This window comes from Stieleria maiorica (assembly GCF_008035925.1).
Lineage (GTDB): Bacteria > Planctomycetota > Planctomycetia > Pirellulales > Pirellulaceae > Stieleria > Stieleria maiorica.
In genome coordinates, this window is record NZ_CP036264.1 from 8,809,121 (window position 1) to 8,823,780 (window position 14,660).

Consider the following 14,660-nt stretch of genomic DNA (forward strand, 5'->3'; position numbering starts at 1 on the left):
TGTTCGGCCCCCAAGGGGGCGATTTGGATCACACGATTGCATTGAAGCAAGGTGAGATGTGCGTGTGAGCGGAATCGAGGTGGAACCTGGAGGACGGGAACTGGGCAAAACGATGGGGGCAAAACGATGTTGTGATCGGAAATGGCAGAATGATGGGGACGATGGGGCTTGTGCGGACACCTGCGGATTCCGATCGATCGTTTTGCCCCCATCGTTTTGCCCCCATCGTTTTGCCCCCCTTCGCTTTCCGCTTTGCCTTCCGATTCCCGCCCGCTTCGCCCTCGATTCACCTGATGGGCAGGGGAATGATTTGCGGAGTTCGTGTATCGTGGTGGCTGACGATTCACTGACCGGCGTCGACCACTACACGTTTAACTGTTGCCAACGAAGATCGACGACCGGATCGCTGATCGCATCACGGGGAGGTTGCGTCGGCGATGAGACCGACGTCGCGTCGATCGGTTTGATGACACAGCGTTGTTCACGCCGCCGGCGGGCATCATCGACCGTCGCGGGAAGGCCGGCGTAGGGTTCGCTTTCGGGATGCCACTCGTGCAGCGAAACATGCCAGTGACCATGGCGTGGATGAGAGACCGTCAGTACCAGCGGCGACTGGGCGCCGAGCGTCGGGTGCAGCCCACGGAGCGGGACAAAGGTTCGATACCTGAGTCCGACCAGCGCGACCGGCCCGTCTTCATCAACGCTCTGATGCAATGGGACCGACCAACTGCCGGCGACGACTTTCCAGTCATCAAGGGTTTCACTCGGATCATTCGACCGCAATCGAATCTCCACCCGCGACGTGCTGGAATCGATCAGCCGCGAACCGCCGCGCTCTTGCGTGGCCACATCGCCGACCAGCGGCCAGAACTCCAACGCCTTGCGGATCTCCAGTTGTGCCGAACCGAGCGTCCGCTGGGCCAGGATCAGGTCGCGATCCCGCAACAGTCGCTCGACCAGCGGAGTCCCGAGTCCCTGGTCATTGGCCTGCAGATCCGCCAGCACTTCCTTCATGTCCCGATGCAAAAAGTACGGCAGCGAAAACCGCGAATGCAACTCCGGGCCCCACGAGACCAACGGTTCTTCAAAAGGATGCTTGGCCAGCATCGTGACGACCGCACGCAGCAGCGCCGCCAACGATGCGGTTGTCTCCGCCGAGGGCGCCATGCGAAACGCGCGAAACTCGACCAGCCCGTTGCAGCCGCGTCCGCCCAGAAACGGATTCCACAGTTTCTCGATGTTGATCTCGGCGCGATGGCTGTTGCCGGAGGGGTCGGCCAAAAACGGTGCCAAACTGGACCAAAGGGTTTCCGGCGTTGGGCTGTCGACCCGACGGAGCAGTTCCAGCGCGAGGGCGAACTCCGACAAGTCATGATTCAGACTTTCGTCCACGCGAGGTGCCTGGCTGGACGGGCCGACCGAATCGGTGGCGTGCAGGTACGATAGCGAGGGATGCTGGTTGAAATAACGCACGATGCCCGGCAACAAATGGCCGGTGGCCAAGAACGGGCTGACCGAAGGCCGGGCACCGCCGAGAGTGATATGCCCGCCTCCGCCGGAATCGCTTTCCACGCCGTTGTACTGCAACCGCAACGGGGCCAGTCGTTCCTGCTTCGCGGCGCTTTCCAACTGGCGCAAGTGCTGCAGCAGGTCGACCGTTCCGGCAACCGGTGCCATGTTGGCTTCGATCACCGCCGGGTCCGGCGTGATCGTCGTCCAACAGACGGTGGAATCGACCGGGGGCGGATACCCGCAAAGGATGATCGAGGGCAATTCCAGTTCAATCGCGACGTTGGCAATGGCGTCCAGCAGTCGTTCGAACAGCTTCACATCGGGGATTTTGGGGAACTCCAGAGTCGCGATGCCGTCTTGTTCACGGCAGACGATCAGGTAGTTGCCCGAGTCGGCCAATTCGTCTTCCAGCTCTGCCCCCTCGACGCGTTCACTGTGAAGCGACGCCCGGGCCAGCGCCGGTTCGTCGCCCTGGCAGACCGGCGGCGGCGTCCCGTCGGTTCGAAAAACCACTCGGTCCTGCAGCGGCGTTTGCGCGGTTGCCGCGCTCAAGCCGATCGATCGCAGGACGCGGGACAGTGTCGCGGAAAGTGTTGCCGGAACCTTGGTCGCGTTTGACTCTTCTGCGGTCGTGGTCGCAACGGCTGCGACGGCCGGATCTGGCGGCCCGGGCCAGACGCGCAAACCATCGCGTCGCGAATAGATTCCGACACACCAACGCGGGTGCGGTTCGCCGCCGTACTGTCGGCCGACGCTGCGCAAGATCGCGGCGCCCTTGTGATGCCGCTCCAATCGCGCGAGCATCTTGAGCGCGCGGTCTTGTTTGTCGTCACCGAGCGCATCAAAAAGCCACTCGGGGGCCTCGGAGAATCGATCGGTGTAGGTCGGTTCGGCGCCGACCCAGATCGAAAGTCCGGCACGAGTCACGCGCCGGTCATGGTCCGCCAACGCCTGCATCACCTCGTCGTCAGGATCCATCGCGATTCCTTCCCAATGAGCCTCGGCTACGCGGTCGGATTGCTGACCGCGATTTCCCATGCCTGACGATCTTCGAGAGCCTTGATCAACTGCGGCAACGTTGTGATCAGGCTGTCTTGATCGGCCGAATCGAGGTCGCCGGCGATTCGATCGAGTGTGAACTCGGCGTCGTCTACCAACCCGCCGGTGCAGACGAAGAACGCCACCGGCGGACTGGTCATCCACTCCACGAAATGATCGGCGACGCGGCGGGTCAGAGTCGGGTGAGAGCGTTCCATGCCGTCGTCGGCGACAAAGATGATTTGCCGCGGTTTCATCTGCCGCCCCCAAAGCCGATCGCAGCCGCGTTGGAGCACGCCGGACAGGCGATGGCGGAGGTAACTGGTCTGTTCATCAAGCGTTTCGCCGACGACGGGTTCGAAATCCCCCGGCTCGGTGCACATCAGCGGCACCCCCTGGTCATCGGGAGTGATTCCGGAAACAGACCAGCGACGGTTGCCGGTTTCGACCAGCACGGTCAGCAAGACGGGGACTTTGTCGGTCATCGTTGCGATTGCAGTCGGCTCAATAGTTGTGTCGCGTTTTCATTGAATCGATTCAAACCTTCGGCATCAAGGTCGGGGCTTTGGCCGAGCATCCGTTCGGCATAGCGCTGACCTTGCTCGACGTGGTCGTGCAGATCGGTCAACAGTCGCCGTCGCTCGACCAAGCGATCATACTCGGTCGCGGCTTCGCGGAGCACTTCGACCAATTCATCGGGGTCCCAGGGTTTGGTGATGTAGCGAAACAGCCCGCCTTTGTTGATCGCGTCGATGACGGCCTTGATGTCGGCGTATCCGGTGAAGACCATTCGAATCGCGTCGGGGTATTCGTTCTTCACCTTCCCCATCAATTCCACCCCGGTCATTTCCGGCATCCGTTGGTCGGTCATCACGACATGAATGGGATGTTGGCGGAGCAGCTCCAACGCCTCCGCCCCGCTCTCGGCGGTGTACAGGTTGAACTCGCGTCGCAACAACCCCTTGATCGAAAACAGGATCTCGGGTTCGTCGTCAACGAGTAGAATCGAATGTTTCGGCTGCGTCTTTCCGGTCATCATCACTCCCACGCCAATGTTACTCGGATTTGGGCCGCGGTGGCAGTGTCACACGGAAGGTACTGCCGCGTCCCTTTTCGCTTTTCACGTCGATCGTCCCGCCATGGTCACGGACGATCCCGTAACTGATCGCCAGGCCCATCCCGGTCCCCCCGCCCACCGGTTTGGTCGTGAAAAATGGATCGAAAATGCGTGGCAGGTGCTCGGCATCGATGCCACTGCCATGATCTTGCACTTCGACGGTGATCGTTCCATCGTCGTCCGCCGACGTCCGCGCATCAACGCGTCCACCGGACTCGCTCGCTTGGATTCCGTTAAGTAATAGATTGTACAGTACTTGATGGATCTTGGCCGGATGACACACCAGACTCGGCAAATCGTCTTGCAGTGACACGTTCACCGTGATCTGGCCGGCTTGCATTTTATGGGCCAGCACCGCGATGGTGGAGCGAAGCGACGCGTTGATGTCCACCTGGTCGAATTCGGCTTCATCCAAACGGGCAAAATCGCGGAGGTTTTTCACAATGTCACGCACCCGTTTCAAGCCGTCGGAGGAGCTTTCGAACAGACGTGGCAGGTTTTCCTGGACCCATTCCCAATCGCTGTCCTCGTCCAGCTGTTCCAATTCGCCCGCCAAATCCGGGCGTGACGCCGCCAACGCGTCGCTTAGCGAGCGGTGCTTTTCCACCAATTCCAACAGCCCGACGACCTCGCGGCGAAGCACGGCCAAATTGTTGGAGACGATGGAGATCGGATTGTTGATTTCATGAGCCATTCCGGCGGCCAATTGGCCCAGGCCGGCAAGTTTTTCGCTTTGCACCAGCGCCGCCTGCGTTTCACGGAGCTGGCGGTTCTGCTCGGCTAGCGATTGCTCCAAACGGATGATCCGCTCGCCCTCGCGGACCCGTACACGCAATTCTTCGGAATCACAAGGTTTGATTAGAAAATCGTCCGCCCCGGCTTCCATCGCATGGACCAGGTCTTCCTTTTCCGATTTCGCCGTCAGCAAGATGATGTAGGTGTACTCGGCCGACTGACTGGCCCGGATCCGCGTGACCAACTCCAACCCGTCCATTTCGGGCATCATCCAGTCGCTCAACACCAGCGGAAAATGCTCCTGCTGGAACCGCTGCCAGGCTTCGGCACCGTTTTCCGTCGCGACAATTTCATAGTCCCACTGTTTCAGCGATTCGACCAGAACATGCCGCATCATCGCCGAGTCATCGGCAACCAGGATTTTCATGACCGGCGTTTCCTTGGCGAAGACTTCGAACTCAAACGCCTATCACTTTACGGTATCGTCGGGTGGTTTTCATCCGACCAGCCGTTTATCCGAAAACCCCAGCGGCAATGCGCAACAGGATAGCGCCGATCAACCGTCCTCTGGCGCGCCGGAACATCGAAATCGCCGCGGATTCAGCTTCGGGCGAAGACTACGTCGGGCGAATAAAAGAAGTGTGCCAACGGCCCGCATGGTAAAGCTGGCCGTTGGCACTGGTGCTACGTCAACTTTTGAACTTAGGGTGCCGCGGAAACGGGATCAGGCACGAATGGCACGGGCTTAGTGAGCCGACGGCACTAGCCGCGGGCCTTGATACGTTTTTAACACGGCGGTAAGACCCGAGGCTAGCGCCGACGGCTCAGCATATCGGCTTATCCCCGTGCCATTCGGATCAGGTACCAAAAATGCGAAGCACCCTTCGGGCCATTCCGTTTTTGGTACCTGATCCATTTTCCGCTCGACAAACGCAACCCGAAAACTTGATGCTGACAGAACACTAGGTCGCTGCACTAGGTCGCTGAAACGCAAAGCGGTGGCTTGAGATCAATCCTTGAATTCCTTGTCCCCCGCTTGCATGCGATCGCCTTCGGCAATCGCTGCTTCATACGCCTCCATGGCAGTCTGGTCCGAGGTGTCCACGACGTTCCCCGAACTTGACGGTTTGCAACCGGTCAGAACAAGGCACAGCAAGATCATCCAGTATTTCATTGATTGATTGTCCGTTAAATTCTAAAGGTCATGAATCGCTTGAACGCCCGACGCTGGTGTGCATCGAGCGTTCGTGCATGGTATCGAGGTCTCGATCGGTTGAGCGACCTACCTATTGGTTGAGTTGCTCTTGGATCACTTCGCCGCCAGCACGCGAGCCGAGCGCGCCCCACAGCCCGAAGGGGCTGGGGCTTCCCGGCGGCGGCGAACCGGCGCGGTGCGAGACTTGCGGGGCGTTGGGATTTCCCGCTTCGATCGAATCGGTAATGAAGACGACCGCACCGTCTCCCATCAAGACATGGACGCCACCCTGGTGACGGCTGGACGGTGGAGAAACAACATCGCGGTGATCCCGACCGTCGGAACAGAGCAGCTTGTTCGGCGACAGAACGGTCGTCATCTGTGTGTATGGCGGCATCATGTCATGCCAACGAAATCCCCGTCCCCATGCAACATTGCTGGTCAAACCGGTCGGCAACCAAAACCGCGGACGGTCCGGATCGATATAGGGCACCGCGTAGGACGGGTCCAAACGACACTGGTTCTTTTCCTGGGGGGCCGCGTGCGCACCCGTGTTGGTCGGAAGCGTCGTGCGGTTGTCGTTGTCACCCAAATCGGTGGCGATCTCACCGCACATGATCGTATTGGAAAGTCCATCCAAGACGTCACGAAACTTCATGCCGCGATTGTTGACAAACATCCCCCGCTGTGAACCGTTGGACTGATTGGCATGCCCCGTGTCGACGGAGTATGGGAATGTCACGGTTGCATCTTCCGACTTTTCGTCGATGTTCAGGTAGGGGTCTCGGGAGTGAACCGCCGAGTCGCCTGCGCAAGCGGCATAATTGGTTCGTCCGAGTGCCGGCAGTCCGACTCCGGGATCACTGGGGCAACGGAACGTCGGGGTTTCAAATGCCCACGGCGGATAGAGAACACGGTCCGGGTGCGGCCCCATCGCCTGCCAAGGCGGGCTGTGCACCGAGCCGTCGGTGTTAAATCCGTGTGGATTCGCGAGCATGTCCCACAATCCTTGCTGTTCCACGAAGGGCACGATTCCCACCAAGAACGATAGCCGGTGGTTTGCCGAAATCTCCCGACCCGGGTTCGTGTCCCAAATGTCGCGTCCGCCGGGAATGTACGTCCCCGTTCCGTGGATCGGAAGCTGTTTGTACGCCGAGTGGTAATTGTGGATCGCCAGGCCGATCTGCTTGAAATTGTTGCTGCAACTCATTCGTCGTGCCGCTTCGCGCGCCGCTTGAACCGCCGGAAGCAGCAGACCAACGAGAATGCCAATGATGGCGATAACGACAAGCAATTCCACCAACGTGAACGCTCGTCGACGGACGGGCATGTGGTTCATAGACGTCTTTAAATAATATGGAAACTCAGATTCCGACCGCAAACAAACGCGGTCGAATATATTGGCCCGGCAAAGCGGGTCATTGAGCCGCAAACGCCGAAGCGCGCTTCACCGAACTGTCTAAGCACAATAAACTCGCCCAGCGGATTCCAGTTCCGAGAATTAACCAAAGAATGTTGGAGATTTCCCTTCGGGTCGACCGGTAGGACCGCTGGCCGATCTGGCCGAACCCGGATGGAGTTGTACTTAGTGGACCGGTTTGTCCCCTTAGGCTTACCATGACAATGGCTCAAATCATCACTCCCCTTGAATCCTCCACCAACACCATGACCCAGTCACCGACTCTCGTTGCTTGTCTGCTCTTTTTTTCCGCTTGCTCGGTCGCAGCAAACCTCCACGCCGCCGATCGAGGCAGGTTGATTTTTTCCGATGACTTTCAACGCAACGAATCTCAGGAGCTGAAAGACGAAGTCGGCAACGGCTGGGGGACCAACAGCGAGCGACGCGCCGGCGGCAACAAGCAAGTCGACTTGCGAAACGGTGCCATGTACATCTATCTGCACAAGGATGCCGACCACGGCGTCTCGGTTACCCATCCGGCCGAATTCCGAAACGGATCGGTCGAATTGAAGTTCATGTTGGAACACCCCAAGGACACGCTGGGTCTGAACTTTGCCGACCTCGAGTGCAAGGAAGTCTGGGCGGGGCACCTGTTCAAAGTGGTCATCGGCGTCAAGCAAACCGAGCTGGCCGATCTGAAAACCGGGGTCATGGACCTGAAAACGCGTGAGGCCCGAAAAGCCAACACGCTCACGCCGGCCCGGCAAGCCGAGCTGAAGACGAAATCAAAGAAGTTCGACTACAAACTAGATACGGGAACCTGGTACACCGCCGTTGCCACCGTAAACGGCGACACCCTGAGCGTGTCGATCGACGGCAAGCACGTCGGATCGTTCTCCTCGCCGGGCATCGCCCACCCCACCAAGCGAATGCTCCGATTGGCCGTCCACCGCAACGTGGTCGTCGACGACCTGAAAATCTATTCGCGGGATTGACGTGAAACATGAATCTTGACTCGCGACCGACGGGGCCCGTATCTACAGACTTGGCAAACTTCGCAATCCCCTTGGATTCACAATGTCCGGTCAGTGCCTCGCCCCTCGCTCGCTTTTCCGCACCACGTGTCTGATCGCGTGGACGCTCTGGACGACGTCCGCAGCCGGCCAAGCAGTGGGGCAAAGTGCCGTGCCACCGTTCACTGTGCCTTGGAATACCGCGCCTTCGAATACCGCGTCTCAAATCGCTGCGTCCCAACACAGCATCCAGTGGCCGGCGACTCAGTGGCCTCCGACTGAGCGACCGCTGCTGCAGATCCCCGCAAATGCTGGCAAAACGACTTCGGTCGCCGATTCGCCGCAGAACCACGTCTTTGACGCTCGCACCGCCGAAGCGATCTCCCCCGAAGTCGCCTCCCAGATCGCCCGCTGGAATCGAGAACTGGCCGAGCGTTCCGATCCGCCGCTGGCCGGAATCGCAAACACCAATGCCGGACTCGCCGAACAACTTGCGCAGCTTGGGTGGTCGGTCGCCAACCTGAAAGGTCGGCTCGCAACGGCCGAGCGGAAGTTGATTGAAATTCAATCGGATTATCAATCCGTCAGCGGGAAACTGGCGGAGTATGGATTGACCCCGACGATCGGGCTGCTGCTGCGACACCGAAAGGAACAGCTGGATTCCTGGCAGACCCAAGACAACGAAAACCATTTTGCCCGGGCAGAGCTTCAACGCACTCAACACGAAGCGTTGGAGCTGGAATTGATGCCGGTCGGCGAAGGCCAGCTGCAGCAGCAGGCCGACCAGATGCTGGCTCAATCGACCGCCACCGGTCGCCCAACTGAGACGCCGCTGTTGCGTCAGCAAGTCATCGACTTGTTGTCACAGCAAATGCAATTGGTCACCGAGCTGAAGTCGGGGTACCGAACCTACCACCACGACCTGGACCGACTCGATTCGACCGCGTCGGCGACGAGCGCGACGACTGCGGAGTTCCGCAAGCTGATCAATCGACACGCGACTTGGATTCGCAGCGGCGACCCGATAAGGATTCAAGACTTCGCCGACACCAAGAGCGGGATGGCGGCGTTGTTGGAGTTTCGGCACACGCGCCAACTGGGACGCGATCTTCAAGACAAACTGTCCGACGACCAGATCTCGGGGATCCTGTTGTTGGTCTTTGTCGGCATCCTGTTCGCGGTGCGTTGGAGGCTGAAAAGCTGGCTGGTGGCAATCGGCAGCCGGGCGAAGATGCGGACAGCCGGAAAGACCCGTGTCGTGGCGGCGGGCGTGTTGACGCTCGGTGTGGCCGCAGTGGTGCCACTTCAATTCTATGCGGTCGCGTGGTGGCTGAATCAAGGCATCGTTTCCGAGCTGATCTTGCAAGTTGCCACCGGCTTCTACGCGGCCAGTCTGATCGCATTGTTGGTCGAACTGCCACGACAGTTGTTGCGGCCGTTCGGTTTGGTCGACAAACATTTGACGCAGAAGTTTACGACCCGCGCCGAGGCATTCAAGGACTGGTCGATCGCCGGATTGATGTTGGTTCCCGGCGCCTTTGCGATCACGATGCTCGGTCAAATCGACCATGGCATCTGGCGCGACTCGTTGGGCCGGTTCGGCTTTCTGACGATGATGCTGGTGGTGGCCGGTTTGGCGCACTTTGCGCTGCGTCCGGGGAAAGGATTCTTGTGCCCGGCGATTGAAGCGTTCGGCGGGCGATTGGCAACCGGATTCGGACACCTGTGGTACGCGATCGCATTGGGATTTCCGATCTTGATGGGCATCCTGTCCGCACTCGGCTATGGCTACACCGCCAGCGAATTGATCAAGCGAGCGACGTGGTCGGCGATCTTGGTGATGACCGCGGGCGTGGTGTGGAAAATCGGACAGCTGGGGTTTCAACAGATCTGGCGCAACCTGACGGGGCCCAAAGTCGAGCCACGGTACGACGAATACGGTTTGATCGAGGAACCGGAATCCGAAGAAGAGGTGAATGAGACCCATGTCGTGCTGAAACACCAAATCGGCTTTCTCGGGCAGTGTGTCGCCGGCGTCGCATTGATCTCCAGCTTTGTCGCGTTATGGGTCGATGTGGTTCCCAACATGAGCCTGGCCAATCCTGTTTTGTGGACGGTCCAGGACACGGTGACCAGCTACGCCGAGAACGCGCAGGGGCAATCGGTTGCAGAATCGGTCGCCCAGGCGTCGCCGATCACACTGTTGAATGTCGTTTGGGCGGCCGCCATTCTGTTTGCCGCGATTCATGTTTCGCGATTGTTGCCGAATCTGTTCGACGCCTTGGTGCTTCAGCGAGTCGACTATGACGAGGGCATGGAGCATCTGATCTTGGTGCTCGGACGCGGCGTGTTGTTTGCGATCGGTTGCTTTGTGGCCTGTCGACTGATCGGGGTGCGCTGGGCGACGATCCAATGGTTGATGGTCGGGATCACGATCGGCATCGGATTTGGGCTTCAGGATATCGTGCGAAACGTGTTGGGAGGATTGGTGGTCCTGTTCGCGCGACCGGTCAACGTCGGCGATCGTGTGACGGTCGGACGGCTGACCGGACGGATCGCCAGCCAGACGTTGCGAACAACCATCCTGGCCGACGACGAAGGCCGCGAACTGCAGATCCCGAACCGCAAATTCCTCAGCGACGAAGTCACCAATTGGCGCGGCGCCGGAAAACTGACCACGGTCGCGATCGAGATTTCCGTCCGACGTGAAGAACGACCGATCGACATCGGGCGGATGCTCGGCGAGTGGGCCTCGGCGGAGCGATATGTGTTGCAGTCCCCGGGACCTCAAGTCACCTTGGTCTGCATCGCAAAAAAGACACAGCGTTACGAGTTGCACGTCTGGACCGAAGACCGCCACGACGCCCGACAGTTGCAACTGGCACTTTTGGAAACCGTCCGCAGCAATCTGCGCGAGCGCAACCTGTTGGCGAAAACCCAGCCGACTCAACCGGCGATCCGCCACGCGGACATCGACCCGATGACCGATACGTCCCGCCCCAAGCGACGCTCGGCGTGAATCGCTCGTGCTTCGTCGACACCTGAGTTTAGGGGTAGTGGACGAGGCGACGAGTCCCAACGGATTGCAAACGGCGAGGACTCCTCGCGTCGTCCACTACGGCGTTGCCAGCTCGCCCAGGTTTTCCGGTCGCAGCGATTCGTCTTCCTCGGCCACCGTCAGATACAGTCCGCGCATCAGGACAAACAGGTTGTGATAGGCGAACTCTCCGCCAGGGCTGGCCGGCGCAAACTCGACCCCGTTGCGATTCATGAAACAAAGCAAACTGATCAGGTTGCTGCCATCGGTGTCGGGGGAATAGCCGCTTTGACCACGCAACGGTCGAATGTCGCCCGTCTTTTCCAGCTGGACGATTTCCCGGTCCAGTTCCTGGAGGAACCGATCGGCCGCGTGAAACTGCGTGTATCGGCGGTGTTGTTTCACCCAGTCGGCGACGTGTTTTGAGCGGTGGAAGACGTTGGTCAACGCGACCAAGCTTTGATGCAACTCTTGGATGCCGGCCACCGACGCCTGCCCCCGCTCGGTCGATTCATTGACGACGCGTGCTCGCATCCGCTGGAAGGTTTGGCGGGCGTCATCAAATTCTTCCCATCGCAAGATGTAGGGCCACAGTTGGATCGTTTCGTCGACGTCATGATCGGCGGAAAACTTGAACGGGCCTTGTTTCAGCGTGACGTTTGCCAGCAGGCTCTTATCCAGACTCAACTGGCCAAGCGCGTCATCGGAGAATCGACTGTTGGCGGGATCATAGCGGTAGGGCAGTGACGTTGCGGCCAATCTGGCGAGCATAAAATTCAACGCCGATCCGTTCTTGATTCGGCTGCTGCTCAACTCCGGATGGTTTTTCAATCGATCCCAAAACCGGCTGTTCTGCCATTTTTGGTCGTTCAAGTACCTCATCCGTTTGATTTGACGCACGTGTTCCAATTCCAATTTCTTCTGCTCCGCCAGCGTCTTTCGGTCCCAATAAACTCGCAACTCCTTGATCCAGTTGTCCAGCTCTTTGCTGTAGGCATCGGCGTTCAGATTGCGGGCATACGCGAAGCTGACCGCAGCGTCGCCTTGGGCCCGGATCAGGTCGGCCTGCGCGTAAATTCGCGACGTGACGGCAAAGTACGGATCATAAGCAGCCCAACGGACCCGGTACGGAATTCGAGAGGGATAAGCAGGTCGGACGATGACGTCTTGCGCGTTTGCCGGTGACCGCAACGTGCCCGCGCCGCCGATAGCAACGCTGAAGACCGAGACCGCAAGAAGGAGACTGTGCATCGATCGGCTCTTGGCCGGACGATGCTGGAACGAATGCTTCGTCATGGTTCGTGATCGCTCGTTGCGGAGGTGTGCTCTCATAGATCGTATTCATTGATGCGTTGAATCAAAGCGGCGTCAAACATCGGCGGCTCGGATTGCGAGTCACCATTGTCCGACGGGCCGGGCCGGGAATACACCGCGATCACTTTTCCTTGAGCATTCATGACGGGACTTCCCAGAAACGCATATTCCGATTGCACGTCCGTTGCACTGGCCAGCAAACGGTCGGCCGATCCGCCGGGCCCCGACAGTTGTCGGTCAACTCGACAAGACATTTCAGAGACGACCAGCGGGAATGCCGGATCGAAGAACGGGTCTTGATGGTCAAAGGCATATCCGGCGACGACCAGTTTTTGTTTGGGCCGCAATGACGTTGAGGACATAGCAGACGAAAGCCAATGGTCGGTTGCCCGATCGATCGTGATCACACCGACGTCATAGGCGGTCTTGCGTTCCATTGCCTCAATCGCTTTCATCCGGGCCTCGATCAGACGTTCTTTGGCCTTGTCAAACATCTCCGGTTTCGGCGGCATCGATTCAAATTGATCGAACAACGCGTCGTGGGTCTGCCGAGCCGCCCGCGCCTGCTCGTTCCATCGAATGTACTGCGGGTGGGGCTTCATCGACACGATCTTCCACCTTTGCTGGGCGGAAGGAGAATACAAAAATGAATTCGGGAACCCGTTGGCTTGCAACTCAGCGATCGCATCGATGACCGAAGCACTGGTGGCGATGCGATTGGGACCGATCGAAAATCCATTCCCAACGCGAAACGGTGTTTCGTTTTCCGGATCCGAACAAACGATCAAAAACAACGATCGGCCGATCGAATCGTCCGGCGGAGTTGATTCGCGGCCCGATGCCTCGGGTAGGACATTTTCCGCTGCGCGGGGCGTTTTTTCGGGAGCGCGATCGGAAGGGGCTGTGGTCGCGTTGTTGTTTTCTGCTGCAACGATCCGCTGATCGACCGTCGTCTGCTCGGGAGTCCCCATTCCGTCGTTCGAGCCACTTCTCCACACCAGGAAAATGAGGGCCAGGCACGACGCCAAGGCGACGGCAACGGCGGCAAACTTCAGGCCCCGCAATCCATCTCCCGCCTTGCCGGCGGTTCCAGACGAACTCGGGGCCGACGGTACCTGCGATGGTGCTGGTGTGCTGTCAGACTGGTTGGCCAATTCGATCAAGCGATGGACTTGATACGCTGTCGAACCAAAGAAGACCGTGTCGGTCGCTTCAACCTTGGCTCGGCTGATCTTATTTTCAACTTTTCCGATCGAGGTCCCGTTGGTGGAACCCAGATCTTCGAGCACGATCTCGCGACCATGGATGATCAGTCGTGCATGGTGTCCGGAGATGTTCGCATGATCCAACACGATCGTGTTGTCCGCGACTCGCCCGATCGTGATTCGCCGCTCGGCGGAAGCTGTTTGAGTCATGACTCTATTCAGTTGCCAGGTCGATCTTGATTCACGACGGGGTGAAAGCGGAAACGTTGCTGTCCGAGTTGAAATTCCGTGGTCTTGTCCATCGCAAACTTTTTGATGCGAATCCAGACACCATTGAGCGACTTTTGGTCTTCGATCATCCAGCGACCGGTTTCATCCTCGTAAATCCTGGCATGTTTTTGGCTGATAAACGGATCGTCATCAACGGTAATCTGGCAACGCTGATCGGATCCGATCCAGGTTTCTTTACCACTGACCGAAAACGTACGTTCGTGTTCACTCGAGACCCCCACTTCGATCAGGCGCGGGACAAACTTCTCTAACATCGTGCGCGATGGCGCCTGGTAGGCTTGTGTCTGCAGGGCTTCCGTTTCGGTCGCTTCGGCCCCTGGCTCGGGCAACTGAAACAGATAGCGTCGGCCGCCGAGGATCAACTCGGATTCGCGTGATAGCGACGCCCGAAACGCTCGCACAAAGGTCCCGTTGGTACTTTTGCGATCAAGCAGATACCAACGAAATCGCCCCTTCTGGCGTTGGCAGCGCAGCTCAGCATGCCGCCCGGAGATGTCGCCGTCAAAGGGGATGACGGTGTCGCCTTTGTCACGCCCGATGGTCCACCGCGAATCACGAATGCGGATCGATTCACCTTGCTCGCGGCAGCCATCGTCCAGAATCTGAAGCATTGCCAGCGGTTGCCGATGGGTGGGCAGAAACGCACGCACCTTCGCCGCCGGATTCGCACCCGTTTCGCCGGGTTTATTTGTCGTCGGATTTCGAGACAACGCGGCTTTTTGCAAGTACTGCTGCAGCGGTTCGGCGACCGTCTGGATGATCGGTTCGTCATCGGGGTCGCCCGCGGAGGCCTTGTTCATATCG

At 58.8% G+C, this 14,660-nt stretch carries 11 protein-coding genes; 2 read left to right on the forward strand and 9 right to left on the reverse strand.

Annotation, left to right across the window (positions count from 1 at the left end):
• Nucleotides 1–363: 363 nt before the first annotated feature.
• From Mal15_RS29895 to Mal15_RS29915, 6 genes are all read right to left on the reverse strand, one after another.
• A complete protein-coding gene (locus Mal15_RS29895) occupies nt 364–2,490 on the reverse strand; it encodes a transglutaminase family protein (protein ID WP_167547125.1) in 2,127 nt (708 codons plus the stop codon).
• A 26-nt stretch (nt 2,491–2,516) separates the two neighbouring features.
• Nucleotides 2,517–3,035 (reverse strand): hypothetical protein, encoded by a 519-nt coding sequence (locus Mal15_RS29900; protein ID WP_147871100.1) that lies wholly within the window; start codon nt 3,033–3,035, stop codon nt 2,517–2,519.
• On the reverse strand, nt 3,032–3,589 hold the full coding sequence (locus Mal15_RS29905; RefSeq protein ID WP_147871101.1) for a response regulator: 558 nt from the start codon (nt 3,587–3,589) through the stop codon (nt 3,032–3,034). The genes Mal15_RS29900 and Mal15_RS29905 overlap by 4 nt, the downstream gene beginning before the upstream one ends.
• A 16-nt stretch (nt 3,590–3,605) precedes the next feature.
• Entirely contained in the window at nt 3,606–4,829 is a 1,224-nt protein-coding gene (locus Mal15_RS29910) for a sensor histidine kinase (RefSeq protein ID WP_147871102.1), read from the reverse strand.
• Nucleotides 4,830–5,411: 582 nt separating this feature from the next.
• Complete coding sequence (locus Mal15_RS34290; RefSeq protein WP_167547127.1) at nt 5,412–5,576, reverse strand: hypothetical protein; 165 nt, start codon at nt 5,574–5,576, stop codon at nt 5,412–5,414.
• A 112-nt stretch (nt 5,577–5,688) separates the two neighbouring features.
• Nucleotides 5,689–6,936 carry a DUF1559 domain-containing protein gene (locus tag Mal15_RS29915; protein ID WP_390623434.1) on the reverse strand — a complete coding sequence of 416 codons (1,248 nt, stop codon included), beginning with the start codon at nt 6,934–6,936 and terminating at the stop codon, nt 5,689–5,691.
• Between the two features lie 326 nt (nt 6,937–7,262).
• Between Mal15_RS29915 and Mal15_RS29920 the strand changes: the two genes are divergently transcribed.
• Entirely contained in the window at nt 7,263–7,991 is a 729-nt protein-coding gene (locus tag Mal15_RS29920) for a hypothetical protein (protein ID WP_390623435.1), read from the forward strand.
• A gap of 82 nt (nt 7,992–8,073) precedes the next feature.
• Nucleotides 8,074–11,028 carry a mechanosensitive ion channel domain-containing protein gene (locus Mal15_RS29925; protein ID WP_147871104.1) on the forward strand — a complete coding sequence of 985 codons (2,955 nt, stop codon included), beginning with the start codon at nt 8,074–8,076 and terminating at the stop codon, nt 11,026–11,028.
• A 96-nt stretch (nt 11,029–11,124) separates the two neighbouring features.
• Here Mal15_RS29925 and Mal15_RS29930 read toward each other — a convergent pair whose 3' ends face one another.
• The 3 genes from Mal15_RS29930 to Mal15_RS29940 all read right to left on the reverse strand — a co-directional run bounded on the left by Mal15_RS29930 (nt 11,125) and on the right by Mal15_RS29940 (nt 14,656).
• Nucleotides 11,125–12,297 carry a hypothetical protein gene (locus Mal15_RS29930; RefSeq protein ID WP_147871105.1) on the reverse strand — a complete coding sequence of 391 codons (1,173 nt, stop codon included), beginning with the start codon at nt 12,295–12,297 and terminating at the stop codon, nt 11,125–11,127.
• A gap of 77 nt (nt 12,298–12,374) precedes the next feature.
• Nucleotides 12,375–13,775 carry an FHA domain-containing protein gene (locus Mal15_RS29935; protein WP_147871106.1) on the reverse strand — a complete coding sequence of 467 codons (1,401 nt, stop codon included), beginning with the start codon at nt 13,773–13,775 and terminating at the stop codon, nt 12,375–12,377.
• Between the two features lie 8 nt (nt 13,776–13,783).
• Entirely contained in the window at nt 13,784–14,656 is an 873-nt protein-coding gene (locus Mal15_RS29940; protein WP_147871107.1) for an FHA domain-containing protein, read from the reverse strand.
• Between the last annotated feature and the right edge of the window lie 4 nt (nt 14,657–14,660).